This window comes from Rhodococcus sp. JS3073 (genome assembly GCF_026810085.1).
Lineage (GTDB): Bacteria > Actinomycetota > Actinomycetes > Mycobacteriales > Mycobacteriaceae > Rhodococcus_F > Rhodococcus_F wratislaviensis.
In genome coordinates this window covers 5,628,342-5,648,272 of record NZ_CP113951.1, presented here as the reverse complement: position 1 = coordinate 5,648,272, position 19,931 = coordinate 5,628,342, and the positions used below count along the sequence as shown (strand labels likewise).

The 19,931-nt window shown below is 66.6% G+C and carries 19 protein-coding genes; 9 read left to right on the top strand and 10 right to left on the bottom strand.

All coding sequences use genetic code 11. The features are described from left to right. The first annotated feature begins 3 nt into the window (after nt 1–3). Nucleotides 4–681, top strand: coding sequence for a GntR family transcriptional regulator (locus OYT95_RS25530; protein WP_037226111.1), 678 nt, complete (start codon nt 4–6; stop codon nt 679–681). Nucleotides 682–779: 98 nt separating this feature from the next. Here OYT95_RS25530 and OYT95_RS25525 read toward each other — a convergent pair whose 3' ends face one another. Further along, complete coding sequence (locus OYT95_RS25525) at nt 780–1,577, bottom strand: alpha/beta fold hydrolase (protein WP_268789469.1); 798 nt, start codon at nt 1,575–1,577, stop codon at nt 780–782. 77 nt (nt 1,578–1,654) lie between these two features. Here OYT95_RS25525 and OYT95_RS25520 point away from each other — a divergent pair, with 77 nt between their 5' ends. Together OYT95_RS25520 and OYT95_RS25515 are read left to right on the top strand one after the other, a co-directional pair. Further along, entirely contained in the window at nt 1,655–2,566 is a 912-nt protein-coding gene (locus OYT95_RS25520; protein WP_112300154.1) for an amidohydrolase family protein, read from the top strand. Nucleotides 2,567–2,646: 80 nt separating this feature from the next. Next, nucleotides 2,647–3,537 carry an alpha/beta fold hydrolase gene (locus tag OYT95_RS25515; protein ID WP_112300155.1) on the top strand — a complete coding sequence of 297 codons (891 nt, stop codon included), beginning with the start codon at nt 2,647–2,649 and terminating at the stop codon, nt 3,535–3,537. A 9-nt stretch (nt 3,538–3,546) separates the two neighbouring features. Here OYT95_RS25515 and OYT95_RS25510 read toward each other — a convergent pair whose 3' ends face one another. The 4 genes from OYT95_RS25510 to OYT95_RS25495 all read right to left on the bottom strand — a co-directional run bounded on the left by OYT95_RS25510 (nt 3,547) and on the right by OYT95_RS25495 (nt 9,116). Further along, entirely contained in the window at nt 3,547–4,002 is a 456-nt protein-coding gene (locus tag OYT95_RS25510) for a hypothetical protein (RefSeq protein ID WP_268789468.1), read from the bottom strand. Nucleotides 4,003–4,007: 5 nt separating this feature from the next. Then, the gene (locus OYT95_RS25505) at nt 4,008–5,954 is read right to left on the bottom strand and encodes a primary-amine oxidase (protein ID WP_268789467.1); all 1,947 of its coding nucleotides are present in this window, start codon (nt 5,952–5,954) and stop codon (nt 4,008–4,010) included. Then, nucleotides 5,951–7,441 (bottom strand): APC family permease, encoded by a 1,491-nt coding sequence (locus OYT95_RS25500; protein ID WP_268789466.1) that lies wholly within the window; start codon nt 7,439–7,441, stop codon nt 5,951–5,953. Before OYT95_RS25500 ends, OYT95_RS25505 begins: the two co-directional genes overlap by 4 nt. Nucleotides 7,442–7,610: 169 nt before the next feature. After that, nucleotides 7,611–9,116: an aldehyde dehydrogenase family protein gene (locus OYT95_RS25495; protein WP_037226274.1), complete on the bottom strand. Its 1,506-nt coding sequence runs from the start codon at nt 9,114–9,116 to the stop codon at nt 7,611–7,613. Between the two features lie 422 nt (nt 9,117–9,538). On the opposite strand from OYT95_RS25495, the gene OYT95_RS25490 reads away from it, so the two are divergent. Next, nucleotides 9,539–10,993 carry an APC family permease gene (locus tag OYT95_RS25490; RefSeq protein ID WP_174233820.1) on the top strand — a complete coding sequence of 485 codons (1,455 nt, stop codon included), beginning with the start codon at nt 9,539–9,541 and terminating at the stop codon, nt 10,991–10,993. After that, nucleotides 10,990–11,745: an IclR family transcriptional regulator gene (locus tag OYT95_RS25485; RefSeq protein WP_268789465.1), complete on the top strand. Its 756-nt coding sequence runs from the start codon at nt 10,990–10,992 to the stop codon at nt 11,743–11,745. Before OYT95_RS25490 ends, OYT95_RS25485 begins: the two co-directional genes overlap by 4 nt. Nucleotides 11,746–11,747: 2 nt before the next feature. On the opposite strand, the gene OYT95_RS25480 is transcribed toward OYT95_RS25485, so the two are convergent. Continuing rightward, nucleotides 11,748–12,608 (bottom strand): SDR family oxidoreductase, encoded by an 861-nt coding sequence (locus OYT95_RS25480; RefSeq protein WP_268789464.1) that lies wholly within the window; start codon nt 12,606–12,608, stop codon nt 11,748–11,750. A gap of 77 nt (nt 12,609–12,685) precedes the next feature. Next, a complete protein-coding gene (locus OYT95_RS25475) occupies nt 12,686–14,044 on the bottom strand; it encodes an LLM class flavin-dependent oxidoreductase (RefSeq protein ID WP_112300159.1) in 1,359 nt (452 codons plus the stop codon). A 223-nt stretch (nt 14,045–14,267) separates the two neighbouring features. Between OYT95_RS25475 and OYT95_RS25470 the strand changes: the two genes are divergently transcribed. Both OYT95_RS25470 and OYT95_RS25465 read left to right on the top strand, forming a co-directional pair. Then, nucleotides 14,268–15,125 carry an SGNH/GDSL hydrolase family protein gene (locus OYT95_RS25470; RefSeq protein WP_268789463.1) on the top strand — a complete coding sequence of 286 codons (858 nt, stop codon included), beginning with the start codon at nt 14,268–14,270 and terminating at the stop codon, nt 15,123–15,125. 244 nt (nt 15,126–15,369) lie between these two features. After that, on the top strand, nt 15,370–15,675 hold the full coding sequence (locus OYT95_RS25465; protein ID WP_037226136.1) for a WhiB family transcriptional regulator: 306 nt from the start codon (nt 15,370–15,372) through the stop codon (nt 15,673–15,675). Nucleotides 15,676–15,704: 29 nt separating this feature from the next. Here OYT95_RS25465 and OYT95_RS25460 read toward each other — a convergent pair whose 3' ends face one another. Further along, on the bottom strand, nt 15,705–16,247 hold the full coding sequence (locus tag OYT95_RS25460; protein WP_268789462.1) for a PadR family transcriptional regulator: 543 nt from the start codon (nt 16,245–16,247) through the stop codon (nt 15,705–15,707). A 46-nt stretch (nt 16,248–16,293) separates the two neighbouring features. Here OYT95_RS25460 and OYT95_RS25455 point away from each other — a divergent pair, with 46 nt between their 5' ends. Next, entirely contained in the window at nt 16,294–16,860 is a 567-nt protein-coding gene (locus OYT95_RS25455; protein ID WP_037226140.1) for a peptide deformylase, read from the top strand. 355 nt (nt 16,861–17,215) lie between these two features. Here the strand turns inward: OYT95_RS25455 and OYT95_RS25450 are convergent, their stop codons facing one another. Continuing rightward, nucleotides 17,216–17,782, bottom strand: coding sequence for a hypothetical protein (locus tag OYT95_RS25450; RefSeq protein ID WP_245973415.1), 567 nt, complete (start codon nt 17,780–17,782; stop codon nt 17,216–17,218). A 52-nt stretch (nt 17,783–17,834) separates the two neighbouring features. On the opposite strand from OYT95_RS25450, the gene OYT95_RS44485 reads away from it, so the two are divergent. Continuing rightward, nucleotides 17,835–19,466 (top strand): protein kinase domain-containing protein, encoded by a 1,632-nt coding sequence (locus OYT95_RS44485; RefSeq protein ID WP_328286512.1) that lies wholly within the window; start codon nt 17,835–17,837, stop codon nt 19,464–19,466. Here OYT95_RS44485 and OYT95_RS25435 read toward each other — a convergent pair. After that, nucleotides 19,444–19,878 carry a LytR/AlgR family response regulator transcription factor gene (locus OYT95_RS25435; RefSeq protein ID WP_268789461.1) on the bottom strand — a complete coding sequence of 145 codons (435 nt, stop codon included), beginning with the start codon at nt 19,876–19,878 and terminating at the stop codon, nt 19,444–19,446. The genes OYT95_RS44485 and OYT95_RS25435 overlap by 23 nt on opposite strands. Between the last annotated feature and the right edge of the window lie 53 nt (nt 19,879–19,931).

The following is a 19,931-nucleotide window of genomic DNA, read 5'->3' as shown; positions in this document are numbered from 1 at the left end:
GTCATGACCAAGCGCGCCGAAACGTCCCTGTTGACCGATCAGGTCTACGAGACGATGCACGAGGCGATCATGAACGGTGATCTGCCTGCCGGCTCCCGCCTGCGCATTCGCGACATTGCCGCGCAGGTCGGCACCAGCGTGATGCCGGTGCGCGAGGCGATCCGGCGTCTGGAGGAAGCCGGTTTGGCCGAGCGTGTCCCCCACAAGGGCGCGGTTGTGAAAGGCCTGACCCTGGCCGAACTGGTGCATGTCTACGATGTGCGCCGGCTGCTCGAGGTGGAGGCCGCACGATTGGGCGCCCAGCAGATCAGCTCAGCGGACGTCGACCGGATGCAGACCGAGTACGAGCTCATGCTGGCCGCCATCGCCGAACGGCGGGTGGTGGCGCTTCTCGACCACGACGAGGCGCTGTTGACCATTCTCTACGAAGCAGCAGCGAACCCCGTGCTCGTCGATTCCATCCGTAACCTGTGGCAGCACTGCCGTGCCTACAAGATCGTCGGTGCCCAGGGCACCCTGGACACGCCGGAAGACGACTCGTTGTGGAGGTACCAGGAACGTCTCGTCGAGGCCGCCCGCAAGGGCGACGCCGACGCTGCGGCCGCCGTCAACAACGAGTCGTTGATCAACGCGACGTCGCGGATCAGGGTGCAGCTCGCCGCCCAAGAGGACGCGGGTTAGCCTCGGCAACAACGACTTTCGCGGCTATTCTCGTAAGCGGTACCCGACGAGGAAGTCATCGCCGCGCTCACCGCCGACGCAGCCGACGTCCGCGAGTGTCAGTTCTGCCGCGATGAGTGATCGAGCCGATCCAACCAGTCGCCGAACAACGCGGCGAGCAGTTCGGGCCGCTCGTGCATGAGCGCATGGCCGACATCCTCGACGACCGCCAGGGTGGCGTGCGGGTAGCGCTCGAGCAATTCGGCCACGTCGGCGTACCCGACGACCGAATCGCGGCGGCCCGCCACGATCAAGGTCGGCCCCGAGAACGCGCTCGACGCGACGTCGACCGTCCACCCGGCGAAGATGCGCCCGAGGGCATCCTCGTCGACGAGCGTCGTACCCGGCACGACATGGTCGCGGTAGCGGCGAGCGGTGGCCGCCGTGCGCACGACGAAATACTCGTCGAATCCCGCCCACTGCGCGCGTTCGAGTTCGTCGTAGGCATCGGCGTCCTGGCGAACCACGCCGTGGTCGGGCACGTGTCGTGACCGCTCGGTGACCGGACACAACAACGCCAGGCCGAGCACCGTGTCCGGTCGCTGTGCGGCCACCCCACGGGCCAGGTAGGCGCCGTAGGAATGTCCCACCAGCATCACCGGGCCCGCGCCCAAGCTGTGGATGAAGTCACCGAGCAGCGACACCACATCGTCGTTGCAGGTCAGGCCGCCGGTTGTCGAGAGGCCCATCCCCGGCAGGTCCGGGTAGATCCGTCGGTATCCCGTGCCCGGAACGATGGCTTCGATCGCCGCCTCGACCTCCCGGTGATCCACGCCGGCGCCGTGCAGTGCCACGAGCGGCACGCCGGTGCCGCGCTCGACGTAATGGACCAGGGCTTCGTTGATCCGGCGCTCCATGTCGACACCTTATCGATCCACGCGACCACACGAGCCGCGCTCGACCAATTGCCCGATTCCCCGTCGACAACTGAAATATGCTGCGTGAGGTGGACATTGTCGATGCTCATCATCACTTCATCAACCTGCCCGAACTCGAGTACCCGTGGATCGACAGTCGCCCGCCCGCGCTCACCGCCCTGCTGCCGAACTACTATGACGCTGCGCACCGGTACCTGCCGAGCGACTATCGGGCACAGGTCGAGGGGATGCCCGTCACGGCCTCGGTCGCGTGCGAGTTCGGCGCCGCAGACGGTGTCGCGGAGGCTATCTGGGTTCAGCACTGCGCCGACCGTTTCGGAGTTCCGAACGCCTTCATCGCGGCCGTGCAGCTCGATTCGGTCGATCTGGCAGGCGTTCTCGCGCGATACCGGGATCTTCCGGTTGTCCGGGCTGTGCGTCAGCCGCTGTACTGGGCGGCCGACCCGATCAAGCGCCTGGGTGCGCGCGGCGACTACCTGTCGGACCCGGCGTGGCTGCGTGGATTCGAGCAGGTCGCCGATGCCGGGCTGGTATGGGATCTGCTCGTCTACGACGAGCAGCTACCCGCCACGCACGACCTCATCACCGCGTTTCCCGACACCACCTTCGTGTTGGAGGCGGCCGGGTGGCCGGTCGACCTCACTGCCGAGGGCTTCACCCGTTGGGAGGAACGCCTCACGGCAGTGAGTCAGTTTCCGAATGTCGTCCTCAAGTTGCAGGGAATCGCCCTCATTTTCGGAACATCCCCGGAAGCGATCAGTCGGTGGGTACGGACGGCCATCAGCATCTTCGGTGCCGGGCGGTGCATGTTCGCCTCGCATTATCCGATCGACCACCTGCTGTGGGATACCGAAACCATGGTGTCCACCGTCCAGGCAGCACTCGGCGACGTGCCGTCGACAGAACAATCGCTCTTCTTCGGCGAAACCGCACGACGGGTGTACCGCCTGCCCGCCGGTGACGCTTAGTATGAGGGAGATCGGAGTACCTGCAGTTTCGACGCCGCCAATCCACTTTCGGCGTCCGGCCAACGCTGTGAGGAGTCCACGTGACGCGCGAGGGCAGTATCCGGGTCGGCGACCGGACCATCACGTATCTCGAAGCCGGTGACCCGGGCGGACCGCTCGTCCTGCACAACCACGGAGGACCCTCGAGCCGCCTGGAGGCCGAGCTGTTCGATTCGCATGCGAAGGCCAATGGCCTGAGATTCGTGTGCGCGGACAGGCCGGGCATGGGCGGGTCCGATCTTCAGCCGGGCCGCACCTTCGAAGGCTGGACCGATGACCTCCTGCTGCTGGCCGACTCCTTCGGCGCACAGCGATTCGCGGTGACCGGCTGGTCCGAGGGTGGACCGTGGGCCCTGGCGGCCGCCGCGTATCTGGACCCCGCGCGTCTCGTCAATGTCGTGTGCATCGCCGGTGGCAATTACGGAACGTTCGGATCGAACTGGGCCGCGAAGTATCTCAGCAGCGTCGACGCGCTGGGCGGCCGCCTGGCACTTCACTTCCACCCCGGTTTCACACTGATGTACGACGTGCTCGGTATCAGTGCCACCCACTTCGCGGATCGCTACGCGAAGGCGATCACGCAGTCGGCGTGCACCGCGGATCGGGAGGTGCTGGCCGACGAGAAGGTCCTCGACGCGTTCCTGAGGGCAGGGCGCGAATGCTTTCGACATGGTGCGGACGGACTCGTCGTCGACGCCACGATGCTCTACAAGGCCTGGCCGTTCGACATGACGACAGTGACGCGCCCCGTACACTTCTGGCAGGGCAGCGCCGACACCCTGGTGCCTGAGATCATCAACAAGACAGTAGCGGACAAGACCCCGGGCGCCGTCTGGCACCCGATCAGCGGCGGTGGTCATTTCATTGCCGTCAGTCACGCGAACGACATTCTCGCACTGGTGGCGAACGATCTTGCACCAGTGCAACACTGACATTCTCCGTCAGTCCAGGACTTCTCGGGCGTCGAACCGAGTCTTGTAGAACAGCACCGTCACGGCGACGACCGCTTCCAGTGCGGCCGTCGCGAGTGCCGCCGCCATCGGAGCCGACATCGAATGACCCATCGGGGCCGACGCCGCTGCGTGCATCGCGTGCCCGTGGTGGCCGCCGCCACCGGAACCGGGACTCATCACGGTGACGTGCAACGCGATCATGCCGACGTTCATCAGCGCGACGAGACCCCAATCCCGGTGCGAACCACGCATCCACAGGTGCCGCGCGCAGTACAGGCATCCGAAGATCATCGCGATGGTCACCAGTCCGAGCATCGGCGACGACGTCGCATGCTCACCGAGCGACGCGGCGTGGAGCCCTGCCGCGGCCACCGCGAGGGCCGCGGCCGCCCGCCGCAACCAATGACTGGTGCGGTGGGCGGCCGGAGAAAAGACGGCGGACACGACTTCTAGCCTTCGCAGCAGTGCTTCGCGGTGCTCGCCGGCACGTCGAGCGCGGGGTTGCGGTCGAAGAATCCGACCGGCTTGAGCTTGAACCCGGCATAGTCGACCGGCATGACCGGCCAGTCCTCGGGCCGGGGGAAGTGTGTCAGCCCGAACGTGTGCCACAGCACCAGGTCTTCGCCCTCGATGTCCCGGTTGCCCGCCACGAACGTCGGCAGACCCGCCTGGCCCGGATGCTGGTTGACGAAGTCGCCTGCGGGATAACGCTCGGACTCGTCGTATTGCGTGACCCACAGATGCTTGGTCGCGAACGCGGCGCGGGAGGCGATCGAACTGGACGGGTCCGCCAGGAGCACCGGCTGACCTTCGGGGTGCAGCGCGTACCCGACGTCCTGCCCCAGCCGGTTCTGCTTGGTGGGATTGGTGATGTGCCAGACCCGGGCCTTGAGGTTGTCGGCGGTGCGTTGCCCCTCTGATTCGGTGGTCAACTTGGTCTTCTGGCAGCGGAAGGCATTGCCCCACGGGTTCTCCGGACCCATCGGGACGGGCACGGCATCCACTTCCTCGACGGTGTTCACGTTGCCGTCGACGGCCATGTCGAGCCTGGCGGAGAAGAGGTGCTGGTGGAACGGGGCGCCGAGCCCGGGTGCCATCTGGGTGGAGAATCCCTCGGCACCGCGGTAGGCGGACGTGAAGACGATTCCGGTGGCCTTCGCCTCGAGTTCGATGGTGCCGTCGAGGTAGAGGTACCAGTAGAAGCCGTAGTCGTAGTTGCCGATGGTGAGGAAGAACGAGATGACGAGGCGGCGCGAGCGGCGGGTCTCGGTCATGCCGTTGAACATGTCCGTGTGCTTCCACAGGACGCCGTAATCCTCCTCGTGGAGGCAGATCGCGTTCTTCATGACGCGCGGGTCACCGGACTCGTCGGCGATCGTGACGTCGAAGTACTGGATTTCACCGAGGCAGTCGCAGCCGAGTTCGAGCGAGTTGGTGTACCGGCCGAACAGGTACTCACCCTGGTCGAAGTAGTTCTGCCAGTAGCGAACCGGGGACGGATCGGCGTAGGGAACCACCATCTCGGCGATCGAGGCACGATAGATCACGGGACGTTCGACTCCCCCGTCGTCGAACGAGAGCTGGTGCAGCGTCAGACCTTCGCGCACATCGAAACCGAAGCGGAACTTCCAGTCGGCCCACGTGATCTCGTTGCCGTCGACGGAGAAGCTGGCACCCTCGGGCTGAGTGATCTCGATCGGCTTGAGGTCCGTGCGGGTGGGTGTGGCGTGCGGTTCGGCGTTCCATTCGCCGCGCTCGGCGGGCACGGGAAGCTCGATCTCGTCGACCACCTTGACGACGCGACGCTCGGTGAGATCGACGTAGGCGACGACCCCGTCGATGGGGTGCGCCCACGGCAGATCCGCGTTGTCCTCCTGGTGGAAGGCGAGGACGCGGACGATGCGGTGCCCGACCTCGTCCTCGTGACCGAACACGCCCGCCGACAGGGGAACCGCACGGACCTTCGACGGTTCGATGCCGCGCTCGGCCATCGCCGCGAGCCAGTCGGAGCTGCCGAGCAGGAACGCCTCGATGTCCTCGAACTCCTCGTCGAGGATCGGCACGTGGCCGTCGGTGGCGGAATCGACGGTGGTCGAGCTGATCACACGGTTCTCCGTCACCGACACGACGAGGTCGGTGCCGATGCCGGTGGATCGGTCGAGCAGCAGGATCCGGGCGCGTCGCTCGATCGGGTCGCCCGCGGTGAACGCAAGGACCGTCGACTTGTGCGGCTCGGCGAGCGCAACGAAGACGAAGCGCACGTTCTCGCCGATCAGCCCCTCGTCGGTGACGAGTGTCTTCGCCGAACGGATCTCGTCCGCAGACAACGGAGTGAGCGGATGATCCGGGGCGGCGGAACCGACGGTGGCCGGGGTCTCGGTGGTGGCGGTACTCATCGTGCGATCTCCTTGTCGATGATGGTGTCGTTCGTGTCGTGCTGCGGTAGGGCGGTGTCGTGGCGTGCGGCGTGGGGTCGGAGAACGGCGACGGCTGCTCCGCCGGCGAAGGTTCCGACGAGCAGGACCCCGATGACGGCGGCGAGAGTGCTCGACCCGCCGACGAGAAGGGGAAGGTTGGCGACGGTCATGATCAGGAGCCCGGCCAGGCCGACGAGGCCGAGCAGGGGTGCGATGACGGTGTTCCACACCCGCCGGTCCGCTCGCGTCCTGCCGAAGTAGACGAGGACGGCCACGGAGGTCAGAGTCATCAGTGCGACGATGCCGACCGAGGACACGCCGGCGAACCAGGCGAACACCTCGGTCACCGGGTCGAGTCCGGCAACGGCGGACGCGACGATCAGGACGAGAGCGGACGCCGTCTGCACGACCGACGCGATGTACGGCGACGCGTGCTTGGCGTGCGAGCGGCCGCATCCCGCGGGCAGGGCAGCGCTGTTCCCGAGGGAGAAGATGTACCGGGACAGCACGTTGTGGAAGGACAGCAGGGCCGCGAACAGGCTCGTGATCAAAAAGATCTGGACGAGGTCGCCGGCGATCGCGCCCACGTAGCGGGTGGCGGTCTCGGTGATCATCCCTTCCGGATTCTCGGTCGCGATGGCCACGGCGCCCTCGTCGCCCCACGCACTGACCATCGCCCAGCTCGACAGTGCGTAGAAACCGCCGATGACCAGCAACGCCAGGTAGGTGGCCCGGGGGATGGTGCGGCCCGGGTCGCGGGCCTCGTCACGGAAGACGGCGGTGGCCTCGAATCCGATGTACCCGGCGATGGCGAAGATCAGTGCGATGCCGGGTGCTCCGGAGAAGAACTCGGCGGGGTGGAACGCCGCCGTCGAGAATCCCTCGTCGCCGCCGCCCCGGACGATGACGGCGGCGTCGATGACGAGGACGATCCCGACCTCGCAGACGAGCAGTACGCCGAGCACCTTGCCGGACAGGTCGATGTGCCGGTATCCGAGGATCGCGACCACGGCCGTCACGGCCAGGGCCCACACGTACCAGGGAAGTTCGGGGCCACCGTGAGCGGTGACGAAATCGTTGACTGCGGCTCCGATGTATCCGTACACCGCGCCCTGGACCGCGGTGTAGGACAACAGCGCGAGGAATGCGGAGCCGAGACCGGCATGCCGGCCCAGGCCCTGCGTGATGTAGGTGTAGAACGCGCCGGCGCCGGGGAGGTGCTTGGCCATCGCCGTGAATCCGACGGCGAAGAACAGCAGCACCACCGTGCAGACGATGTACGACGCGGGATAGGCGGCGCCGTTGCCCGCTGCGATGCCCAGGGGCACGGTTCCGGCGATCACGGTCAACGGGGCCGCCGCTGCGACGACCATGAACACGATGGCACCCGGACCGAGGGTGCCTGCCAGTCTGCGAGGGCCGACGTCGCTGACCGCACTCGAGTGCGTGGGGGCGTTGGTTGTCATGGCTTCCTTCGACTTTCACGAGGAGAGGGTCTGCGTGGAGGCTCCGCGGTGAGCTCTGGAACGAGCATGCGACTGCGGGTTGTCGGCGCAGTTGCCGCAGCGTCACAGTCCGTCGACAGCAAATGAGAACGCACGCAGGACGATTCTCATTCGGGTCCGGTCGAGGAATCTAGAGTGCGATGTTGACGGACTTGCTCTGGGTGTATTCGGCGATGGCGCCTTCACCGAGTTCCCGTCCCCACCCGGACTGCTTGTAGCCGCCGAACGGAAGCGCCGTGTCGAACGCATTGTGGCAGTTCACCCACACCGTGCCCGCCTTGATCTCGGCGGCCACCTCGTGGGCGCGGGACACGTCCCGTGTCCACACGCTGGCGGCGAGGCCGTACGGGGTGTCGTTGGCGGCCGCGCGGACGCCTTCCTCCCGGTTGAACGGCACCGCCACCGCGACGGGCCCGAAGATCTCCTCCTGGTACACGCTGAAGTTCCGGTTCACGTCGACCAGCAGGGTGGGCTCGACGTAGAAGCCGGTGTCGCCGTGCCGCTGCCCACCGGAGAGGGCGCGGGCACCGTCGGCGAGTCCGGCGTCGATGTATCCGGTGACCTTGCCCAACTGCTCCTGGGAGATCAGCGGGCCGATGTCGTTGGTGGGGTCGAGTCCGGGACCGATCTTCTGCGCCTTCGCGAAATCGGCTACACCGGATGTGAATTCGTCGAAGATCCGGTCTTCGACGAGCAGGCGCGTTCCGGCGGTGCAGGCCTGGCCGTGGTTGAACAGGAATCCGCCTGCCACGCCCGGGATCGCCGCCTCGAGGTCGGCGTCGGAGAAGATCACCTGCGGGCTCTTGCCACCGAGTTCGAGGGACACCTTCTTCAGGTTCCCCGACGCGGCATTGACGATCTTCTTTCCGACCTCGGTCGAACCGGTGAACGCGACCTTGTCGACGTCGTCGTGGCTCGACAGCGCGGCGCCGATGTCACCGAAGCCGGTGAGCACGTTGAACACGCCGTCCGGGACGCCGGCCTCGGCGACCACCTCGGCGAGGAGCAGCGCGGTGAGCGGGGTCTGCTCCGCAGGCTTGAGGATCATGGTGTTCGAGCAGGTCAGCGCGGGCGCCACCTTGAACGCGGCCATCACCAGCGGGAAGTTCCACGGGATGATCTGGGCGCACACACCGACCGGTTCACGGGTGGTGAAGGCGTGGAAGCGGGCTCCGGGCGCCCACGGCACCGACACGGGAATGGTGCGGCCTTCGATCTTGGTGGCCCAGCCGGCGTAGTAGAAGAAGATCTCCGCCGCCCACGTCACGTCGACAGCCTTCGCGACGGCCACGGACTTGCCGTTGTCGATCGACTCGAGCTGCGCGAACTGGTCGGCCCGGGCCAGAATCCCCTCGCCGATCTTCCAGAGGATCCGCTGACGTTCCGCGGGGGTGAGCGAGCGCCACGGCCCGGACTCGAAGGCCCGCCGGGCCGCCGCTACCGCCCTGTCCACGTCTTCGATGCCGGCGTGCGGCACTGTCGTGATCACCTGTCCGGTGGCGGGATCGACCGTCTCGAACGTCCTGCCCGACGCCGAGTCCACCCATCGGCCGTCGACGAACATGCGCTTCGGCGATGAAACGAAGTCGACGACCCGGGGGTCGAGTCCGGCTGGGGTGTGAACGACTGCAGTCATCATGTCCTCTTCGATGGAGTGAATGAATCTGTGGATGAATCCGGCTTCGGCAGAACACTTTTGGCGGTAGTTTTCGCCTCGTCGTGCTGCGGCCTGAACCCACGATAAACCCCGGATGTGTCGCCGGTCACTACTAAATCCGGATGGGAATCAGCGACTGCGGCATTCTCATTCGACTTTTCCGGCCGCGGCGGCGCCGATTCTCATTCCGGCTTTTCGGGTCGGTGCAGCTGATCCGCGGTGCGCGCAGGCGCAGGCTCCGGAATCGGGAACGAATTCTCCGGCCATTCTCATTCGAGGTGATCGAAAATTAATTCCGATCGGCGCATCGCGCTCGTCTCCTGCGCTAGCGTGCAACTCATGCAGCCCCGGGTTGATCACTCGCGCGGGGCCGGCCGGAAAGTGTGGAGAGCAGGTGCGTGGTGTCCGGTACACCGAGAATCAGAAGTAGATCACCGGTCGCCGGTCTCGAGCGGGCGCGTCTGAGTTTCGTCCAGGTGCTGGGGCAGTCCGTTTCCGCGGTCGCACCGTCGGCCGTGATGGTCACGCTGCCCGCTCTCGTCATACCCGATGCGGGCCGGGCGACCATCGCGGTATTCGTCGCGGCGGCGATTCTGATGACGGCGGTCGGCTACTGCATCGGACAGTTCGCCACCCGGATGGTGGCCGTCAGTGGTCTCTACAGTTACATCGTGAAGGGCCTCGGCCCGGTACCCGGTTTCGGCGGGGGCTGGTCACTGCTCGTCGGCTACGCCGCCGCGGCCATGGCGAGCACGCTCGGTGCCGCGAGTTACCTCGCCGCGCTGCTCGGGCGAGTCGGGCTTCCGGCGGGGACGCCTCTCATCGCGGTCCTCGCGGCGATCGTCGGACTGCTCGCCCTTCTGCTCATGGTCCGGGGAGTGCAATTGTCGGCGCGGATCATGCTCGCCATCGAGGTCTTCGCCATCGTGGCGGCCTCCGCCGCGCTGGTGGTCGCATTCGTGCAATCGGTCCGCGAGGGCGCCACCCCGTCCGCGGGCGGCGCGAAATCGGGGTCCGCGGTCGGGTTCGCCGTGCTGCTCGCGATCACGTCGTTCGTCGGATTCGAGAGCGCGGGCACGGTAGCGCGGGAAGCCCGCAACCCGTTCGTCGCCGTCCCGCGCGCGATCCGGTGGACCCCGATCGCCCTGGGGGTTCTGTATGTGTTCGCGGCCGCCCTGCAATTGCCGGAGCCGGTGCGGCAGGGAGTCGACTCGCTGCCGATCGTCCTCACCTTGCCCGACACGTCGGGCGCCGGTTCGTCGGCGTTGTCGATCGTCATGGAACTCGGCATCACCGCCTCCTGGTTCGCGTGTGTCCTCGGATCGACGACGGCGCTGTCGCGCACCCTGTTCGCGATGGGCCGCGAAGGGGTGGTTCCGAGTGTGTTCGGCCGGACGCACCACCGGTTCCACACCCCGCACGTGGCGCTGACGGCCGCGATGCCGGTCGTCGTCGCGGTGCCCGTCGTCTATCTGTTCGTCAGCGGTTCGAGCCGCGACGTCCTGATCGGACTCCTCGCCGTGTCCGCGCACGGCTACGTCCTGGCGTACGTCCTGCTGTGCGTCGCGACGCCGGCATTCCTGCGGCGGATCGGCGAATTGACTCGGCTTCCCCTGATCATCGGCGTGCTGACGGCGACGGCGATGGTCGCACTGGTCGGGTGGGCGGCGTTCTCGCGCACGTATGTCGCGGGCGCGGCGACGGCCGTCTACGTGCTCCTGATGATTGTCGGCGCCGCGGTCTTCGCGATCCGCGCCAGGAGATCCCCCGGAATCGGAGAACGGATGGGTGTGTACGACGAGGCCGTGGCCGAAGACCTGCTCGGCCGGTACCGACCGTGGGAGGTCCGCCGGTGAGTGCCGACGACAGAGCCCTGTCGGGGCGGCAGCCGAAGGCCGTCACCAGCGCGCTGCGGGTGCTCGAGGAGGTCGCCCGGGCCGGCTCGGGTGTCACAGCGAAAGACATCGCGGCCCGCCTGTCGATGCCGTCGGCGACCACGTACCGACTGCTCAACATCCTCGTGGGCGAAGGCTATGTGGTGCGGCTCCCCGACCTGTCCGGGTTCGCGCTGGGCCAGAAGATCGGGATCCTCGTCGACGCCGCCGTCGTGCCCACAGTATGTGCGGCGGCGCGTGAGGTTCTCGCCGAACTGCGACTGTCGGTGCGCTTCGGGGTCCACCTGTTCTTCTACACCAACGTCGCCGTCCGCACGGCCGACGCCGACCCCGAATACCCGCCGCCGGAGGACGAGTCGTTCCTCAACCAGCACCTCTACGCGTGCGCCGTCGGCAAGCTCCTTCTCGCGGAGAAGTCGGAACTCGAATCCGTGCTTCCCCGGTGGGAGCCACGGGCGCTGACGGCCCGCACGATCGTCGCGAGGAGCGAGCTGCTCGCGAATCTGGACCTGATCCGAAGCCAGGGCTTCGCCACCCAACTCGCGGAACTCCGGGACGCGTCGGCCTGCGTCGCCGTCCCCGTCCGGTCCGGAACGGGGGCCCTCGTCGGCAGTCTCGCACTGTCGGGACATGTCGATCACGAACACCTCATGCTGCGCCACGTCCCGTCACTGCGCGAGCACGCGGAACGGCTGGCCCCGCTGATGGCCTAGCGCTACGGCGTCTGCGACTGGCGGGCGAGCCGGCGGTCGTAGTCGGCCCGCCCGGCGGGGTCGACGGCAGTGAGCGCCCGCCGGTCGTCGATCAGACGGCGGCCGAGATCGAGGAGACGCTCGGGGACCACGGCGTCGATCAGATCCCATCCGGCGAGGTAGCGGGGCACGGCGGTTTCGGCGCGACGATGGTCGAGCGTTCGGACGATGGCGTTCGCCACGTCCTCGGGGTCGACGGTCGGCATCCCGCCTCCCAGCGGCACACCGGACGACAGACCGGTGCGCACCGCGCTGGGAAGAATGGTGCTCACGCTGACTCCGGCGGGAGCGAACTCGGCCCGGACGGCGGCGGAGAGCCCCACCGCCCCGAACTTGCTGGCGTTGTAGACGGCCATCCCGGGCACGGGCAGTTTGCCTGCCATGGATGCGACGTTGACGATGTGACCACGCCCGCGCTCGATCATGCCGGGCAACACCGTTCGCATCCCGTGCAGCGGACCCCACACGTTGACGTTCATCGTCATCCGGCTGGTCGAGTCGGGTTGCTCGAGGAACCCACCGAGCGGCATGACGCCGGCGTTGTTGACCAGCACGTCGATGCGGTCGCAGTCCGCCAGCACCGCGTCGACGAACCGCCGCCACGACTCCGCGGACGCGACGTCCACCGTGTACGCACGGGCGCCGATCGCGGCCGCGGCCTCGTCGGCGACCGCACGATCGAGGTCACCGATGCACACGGTCGCGCCCCTGGCCGCGAACAGTTCGGCGGTGGCGCGCCCGATGCCCCGTCCTCCTCCGGTCACGACGACGACAGCGTCGTCGAGGTCGATCACGGGATAGTTCCGACCGCTGAAGATGCCCATATTTCGGAGACTAACAGTATCCGAGTTACGTCGGTAGCCCGAATTCCCTCCTGGAGGTATCGCTCGACCAGCGGACGTCAGGCGCCGACGGCCACTCCGCGCGGTGCGGGAGTGAGGCTCGCGCCGCCGAGACCGAGGTGGTCGCGCAGGGTGCTTCCGGTGTAGTCGGTGCGGAAGAGTCCACGCCGCTGCAGCTCGGGGACGACGAGGTCGACGAAGTCGTCGAACGTTCCCGGTGCCTGGGCCGCGGACAGGATGTACCCGTCCGCCTCCCCGCCGAGGAATCCTTCCTCGATCTGATCGGCGATCTGCGACGCCGTCCCGACGAACTGCGGCAGCAGCACACCCTGGGCGTAGAGCTTGCCGATGTCGCGCAACGTGAGGTCGTCCTCGACGCTGAGCCGGCGCGCGACGTCGAACAGTCCCTGGGTGCCCGGCACGACGACATCCTCGATCGGTGCGTCGAGGTCGTACTGCGAGAAGTCGTGATCGGTGTGCACCGACAGCGTGATCAGGCCGGAGACGGGGTCGGCGAGTTCGTTGTGGAACGCCTGCTTCTCCCGCGCGATCGACTCGGTCTCACCCACGAACGGCACGAAGGACGGGAAGATTTTGATGTCGTCGGGGTTTCGGCCGAAGTTCGATGCACGCGACTTCACGTCGTCGTAGTAGGCCTTACGGCCCTCACTGGTCGGGTCGATCTCGAAGATCGCCTCGGCCCAGCGGGCGGCGAAGTCCTTACCGACCGAGGAGGACCCGGCCTGGATGATCACGGGACGGCTCTGCGGTGAGTGCGGCACCGTCAACGGTCCGCGCGTCTTGAACCACTCGCCCTCGTGGTCGACGGTGCGCACCTTGTCGGGATCGGCGAACACACCCGACGCCTTGTCCTGCACCAGGGCGTCGCGATCCCAGCTGCCCCAGAGCTTGAATGCGACCTCGAGGAATTCCTGGGCGCGGTCGTACCGCTCGTCGTGACCGAGGTGGTTCTCGATGCCGAAGTTCTGGGCCTCCGCCTGATTGAGCGAGGTGACGACGTTCCAGCCCGCCCGGCCCCGGGACAGGTGGTCGAGGGTGGCGAAGATCCGCGCCACCTCGTACGGGTGGAAGTAGGTGGTGGACTTGGTGATCGCCAGACCGATCTTCTCGGTCACATTGGCCAGGCCCGCCGCCACCAGCGAGGGGTCGATGGTCGCCGACGCCTGCGTTCCGCTGCTCAGCGGAACACGGATGTCGTTACCGTACCGAACGGGTGTGGCGAGGAGATCGGCGAAGAACAGGAAGTCGAACTTTCCGCGTTCGAGTGTCTGCGCCACGCGCCGGTAGTAGTCGGGTCCGAGGTAGTCGGTCTCCGACGCCGGATGCCGCCACGCGGCGTGGGAGTGGGTGACGTGCGAGGCGATGAGGAAGCCGGCGAGGTGCAGTTCACGAGACATGGTGTGGCTCCTTGATCGGTCGGAAGTCTTAGTTCAGCCTTCAACAACGCGGCGATGGATGTCACCGATTGGACTCAGCGTGACGCGAAGTCCGCGACATTCGCAGACTCGCATGGAGCCGAGTCCGTCGAAGTCAGGTCGATATCCGGTGCACCGCAATATGATGAGTGATGACGAAAAACCCGCCGGTCCCCCACGATCCGGTCGTCCTCGAAGCGTTCCCGTGAGGTCGGCTCTGTCGGCGGTCCTCGCCGGGTGCGTAGTGGCGCTCGCGCTCCCGTGGTCGCATGTCGCCATGGCCGACGCCGCGCCCGATTCCGCCATCCGGTACGTCGCGTTGGGCGATTCGCGGGCCACCGGGTCGCCTCACGACCCGCTGTCGATTCGAGACGGGTGCTTCCGCACCTCCGACGCGTACCCGCAGATCGTCGCCGACACCCTGGGCGCGGCATCCTACGTCAGCCGGGCGTGCGCCGGGGCGAAGACCGAAAATATCACGGATACACCACAATTCACCATCACCGGCCGGCAGCCACCGCAGATCGGCGCACTCCAGCCGGACACGACGCTCGTCACCGTCAGCATCGGGGGAAACGACATCGCGTGGTCGTCGTTGGTGGAACCCTGCTACACGCTCGTCCCGGGACTCGACGCGAACTGTCGTTCCGACGCCACCACTGCCCGGCGCATGAACGACGCTCTCACCGTGCTCGGCCCGAAGGTGTCCGCCACCCTGGCTGCGATCACCGGGAAGTCCCCCGCCGCAACGGTGCTCGTGGTGGGGCACGGGGGCATCTTCGGCGACCGCGGTTGCTGGCCGTACATCCCCACGAGCGACGCCGACGCCGCCTTCGTCGTGCAATTCTTCGTGAGAATGAACAACGTTCTCGCCGACGCGGCACGCACGAACGGCGCCTACTTCGTCGACGTGGCCGCGGCCGCAGTAGGGCACGATGCGTGTGCCGGATCCGATCGACGGTGGTTCGAAGGCCTCGTCCCCCAATCGTTCACGATGCCCCTGCACCCCACCCACGAAGGACTGAGGGCGATGGCGTCGCTCGTCGTTGCCACCCGTCCATGATCCGCTTCGTGGAAACCGACTGGCGCCACTCCAGCCCAGGTCAGCACTGAGCTACTTGCCGACCCCCGGCTGGATATCCGACCCGGTGGCGCAGGCGTGAGGTCGTCCGGTATACCTTTGAAACGGGCCGTCCGGTTTGTTACTGGAAACCACCAGTAACCGATACCGACGCTCACACGAAGTACATCGATATCTGTTTCCCGACACGTGGATCTGTCCACGAGCCGGGAACGGAAGGACCGCAGTGCTGTTGGCAGAAACGTCACGAACACCGGCCCCCGTGGCCGCACCCGATGCCGAGGACTGGCGCGAGCTGGCCTCATGCCGCGGGGTCGCATCATCGGTGTTCTTCTCCCCCGACGGCGAGCGCGGTCATGCCCGCGCCCGTCGCGAAGCGAACGCCCAGCAGATCTGCCAGGACTGCCCTGTGCTCGCCCAGTGCCGCGACCACGCCCTGACAGAGGACGAACCGTACGGAATCTGGGGCGGGATGACCGAAGCCGACCGCCGACGGCACGCCCGCCGACTCCGTTCCGGCGAGCGCCGCTGATCAGTTCCGCCGAACAACTCGGTACCGGATCACCGTGCCTCCAGCTTGTCGATATCGGCGAGGACTTTCTTGTGCCACGCGATCTCGGTCTGGATGCGCATCTTGGCGTGGGCGACGATGAGATCGTCGGCGGTGCTCTGGTCGGGCCATCGACGATCGAGCTGGTGATCGAACTGCAGCTCGCGTGCCGCGAGGACCGCGATGCGGTCTTCGACGTAGCCGCGAAGTACGTCTCGGTCCAGATCGGCACTGACGGCCAGGGCGAGGTCGACGGGGTCCGGTTTGAGTTCGAACTCGGTGAACGCCTCATCGCGGAGCGCTCGAAGTTCCCTGATTCCTTCCGCCGTGATCTCGTACACAGTTCTGGCGGGCAGCGCACCGTCCTGCTCTGTCCGCAACGGCCGGATCAGGCCCTCGTCTTCGAGCCGATGCAACGCACCATAGAGCGACCCGGGCTTCACCTGTGACCACAGTTCGGCCCGATCCACACGCGCGTCGCGACGCAGTTGGTGACCGTGCATCGGTCCCCGCTTGGAGAGAGCGCCGAGGACGAACAGCCGCGTGGGATTCATGCCGTCAGTTCTACCCGAGTACTCACATTTGAGTACTCTCCTTCGCATGGCCATTCGACCAATACTCATTGCCGGAGACACCAGACTGACCACACCAGCGGTGACGGTCACCGCGTTCGACAGCGAACTCGCCGCCTTCGTCGACGACCTCTACGAGACCAACACCGCAGCTCACGGCGCCGGCCTGGCGGCCAACCAAGTCGGAGACCCGAGGGCGATCTTCGTGTACGACCTGATCGACGACACCCGGCGACATCGAGGGCACGTCATCAACCCGACACTCGAGACTTCACCGCTGCCCGAGACCATGCCCGACCCCGACGACCTCGAAGGGTGCCTCTCCGTTCCGGGCGAGCGTTACCCGACGGGCCGAGCCGAATGGGCGCGAGTGGTCGGCGTGGACATCGCCAACAACCCGATCTCCGTCGAAGGCACCGGCTATCTGGCCCGGTGCCTGCAGCACGAAACCGATCACCTTGCCGGCCATCTCTATCTGGACCGGCTCGTCGGACGCAATCACCGCGCCGCCCGCAAGATGATCAAACGGCGTCAGTGGACCGACCCCGGCAATGCGTGGGTACCCGGAGCGGATCGTGATCCGTTCGGTTGGTGAGAGGCGTGGCGCCGTAGATCCCGTGCGGAGCTCCCGGATACACCTCGAGCGTGCCGTCCTTCGCGCCCTGCTCGGTGTAGTAGATCTCGGTTCCATCGGACGTGGTGATGTACGGCATGACTGACGCCCCTCGGGTGTGGGGTGTTCGGCGACGGGTCGAAGTACTCGGGGTCAGACCCGGCACGGCGGACGATGCGAGCGGACTCCTGGCGCTCGAAGCGCTCGAACGACGATGCGGCCAAGTCGAATACAGTGCCGAGCACCGCTCATCGCAGTGCCGGAATCGAGTTGGGTGTGTTTCCGAACTCGTTCTCAAACACGCTGTTCTCGTTGACGAGGGCACCGACGTCCGCGGCTAGAAACCATGTCCACCGAAGCCACCGAAGTGGCCGAAGTGCCCGAAACCTCCGAAGCCGCCGAACTCCCCATGGAAAGGCCCGACATCCTGCCGTCCGGGTCCGAAAGGCCCCGTCGTTCCCGGCCAGCCCCAGGGGAAACCCGAATCCGGAAGGTCCGTCACGGGACCCGCATCCGGCACGACGCGGGCGGCAGGAGTAGTCACTCCATCGGGTACCGTTGCGGCGGAAGCAGTTCCGGCACTCAGGGCGATAAGCGGTGCGATTGCGGCCACGGCGACCGCCGCGCGGATTGCGAACTTGTTCATTGTTCTCACCTTCATTTTCTTTCTGTGCTGCGCCGATTTGCGCGGAGCAGGTGATGGGTTGATGATCGAACGACCATTGATGTAAATCGTCGCGGAATCGGGGCCCGGCGTCGCCACTGCCAGCAGGAGCTTGCGGATGCAACCAGCCGCAATCTCTCTCTTCCAGGTAGCTGCAATTCCATGATTGTTCGATGTGTGCATGCCGGCGTCACGGCGTGTCGAGCCGGGCGCCGATGACGTATTGTCGAAGTCGATCACCTCGACGGTGATCGGGCTTTTTTCTCACGGACGGGGAAGCTCGGGGTCGACGATGGCCGAATTCCATCCTCCGGCGACGCGGTCTGATTCGCTCGGGGCGATTGCGGTCGAGCTGGCCGCGGCCGGGTTCGATGACGCTCAGGAAGTCGGACGTGGCGGTTTCGGGGCGGTCTTTCGCTGCCGGCAGCGCTCACTCGAGCGCACTGTGGCCGTCAAGGTGCTCACTGCCGCCGCACTCGACTCGGACAATCTCGACCGATTCCTCCGCGAACAGCACGCCATGGGCAAACTGTCCGGGCATCCCAATATCGTCAGCATCTTCCAGAGCGGCACCACCGAATCGGGGGTGCCCTACATCGTGATGCAGTACCACCCGCGGGACTCCCTCAACGCGCTGATCCGCGAGGCGGGTCCCCTGAGCTGGCAGGATTCGCTGCACATCGGGGTCAAGATTGCCGGGGCGCTCGAGACGGCGCACCGGCGGGCCACCCTCCACCGGGACATCAAACCCGCGAACATCCTGCTCACCGAATACGGGGAGCCTCAGTTGACCGACTTCGGTATCGCACGAATCGCGGGTGGCTTCGAGACCGCCACCGGCCTCATCTCCGGTTCCCCCGCGTTCACCGCGCCCGAGGTACTCCAGGGCGAGACGCCCACACCGGCCTCGGATCTCTACAGCCTCGGCGCCACGCTCCTGTGCGCGCTCAACGGGCACGCGGGCACCGAACGCCCCCGCACCGACCAGACGGCCACCCAGCTTCCCCAGACCACCGACGCGACGCCGCCCGATACGACGTTGTCCGACGTTCCCGCCGACGTCCGCTCCGCCATCAACCATGCGATGGCGGGCAACGTCGAGGATCGGCCCGCGACCGCCGCCGAGTTCGGGGAGGAATTGCGGCGGATTCAGCGCCGCCACGGCCTGACCGTCGACGACATGGCCGTGCCCACCGACAACGGCGACGACCACGCCCGCGAACACCCGCAGTCGGCGCGGGCACGGGCGAACTCCGACAGCAGCCCGGTGACGACACGGCTGCGGGTGATCCTGGCCGAGGACGACGTCCTGCTCCGCGAGGGTGTGGCGAGCCTGCTCACCCGCTCCGGCTTCGACGTCCTGGAACAGGCCGGCGACGCAACCACACTCCTCGAACTGGTCCGCGCGCGAGCCCCCGACCTGGTGATGGTCGATATCCGGATGCCCCCGACCCACACCACCGAAGGCCTCGACGCGGCCCGGGCGATTCGCGAGGAATTCCCCGCCGTCGGCATCCTGGTCCTGTCGGCGCACGCCGACGTCGAACACGCGATGGAGCTACTGGCCAGCGGCCGGGGCATCGGCTATCTGCTCAAGAGCCGCATCACCGACGTGGAGGATTTCATCGATACCCTCCAGCGCATCGCCGCGGGGGCCTCCGTCGTCGACCCCGCGCTGGTTCAGGAGTTGGTCTCCGTCCGGCGGCGCAACGACCCGCTCGCCGCGCTCAGCGCGCGGGAGCGGGAGGTATTGGCTCTCATGGCGGAGGGACGTTCCAACTCCGGCATCGCCCGCCGACTGTGGGTCACCGAGGGCACCGTCGAGAAACACGTACGCAGCATCCTCACCAAGCTGAACCTCCCGGAGACCGGAGACGATCACCGGCGAGTTCTCGCGGTCGTCACCTTCCTCGAGGCCCACTGACCGGAGCCACAGGTTTCCCCCCGGTTCCGTCACCGGCGCGGAGCAGATCCCGGATTGCGTCGGACGACAGCTCGGACTTCGACAGGAAACCCACCGCGGGGCTCCCCGAGATCACCTCGGCCAGGTCCTGCTCGGCGTGCGTGGAAATCAGGATCACCGCCGACGGGAAAGCCTCGTCGTCGAGTCGCTCCGCGAGGTCGAATCCACTCTCTTCACCGAGTTCGACGTCGACCAGGATGACATCGGGTTGCAAATCCGCGGCCGCCAGGACCGCGTCGGCGCTAGTGGACACCATGCCGACGACCGTGATGCCCTGCTGCTCGAGCAAACGCCGAGCAGTATCCGAATAACCTGGGTTGTCATCGACGATCAGGCACCGTAGACGACCGAATTGCAACACCATGGCTTCCATGGTTGACCCCATACTCCCCGGTACGCATTCCCGCTAGCAGGAAGATACCGCGT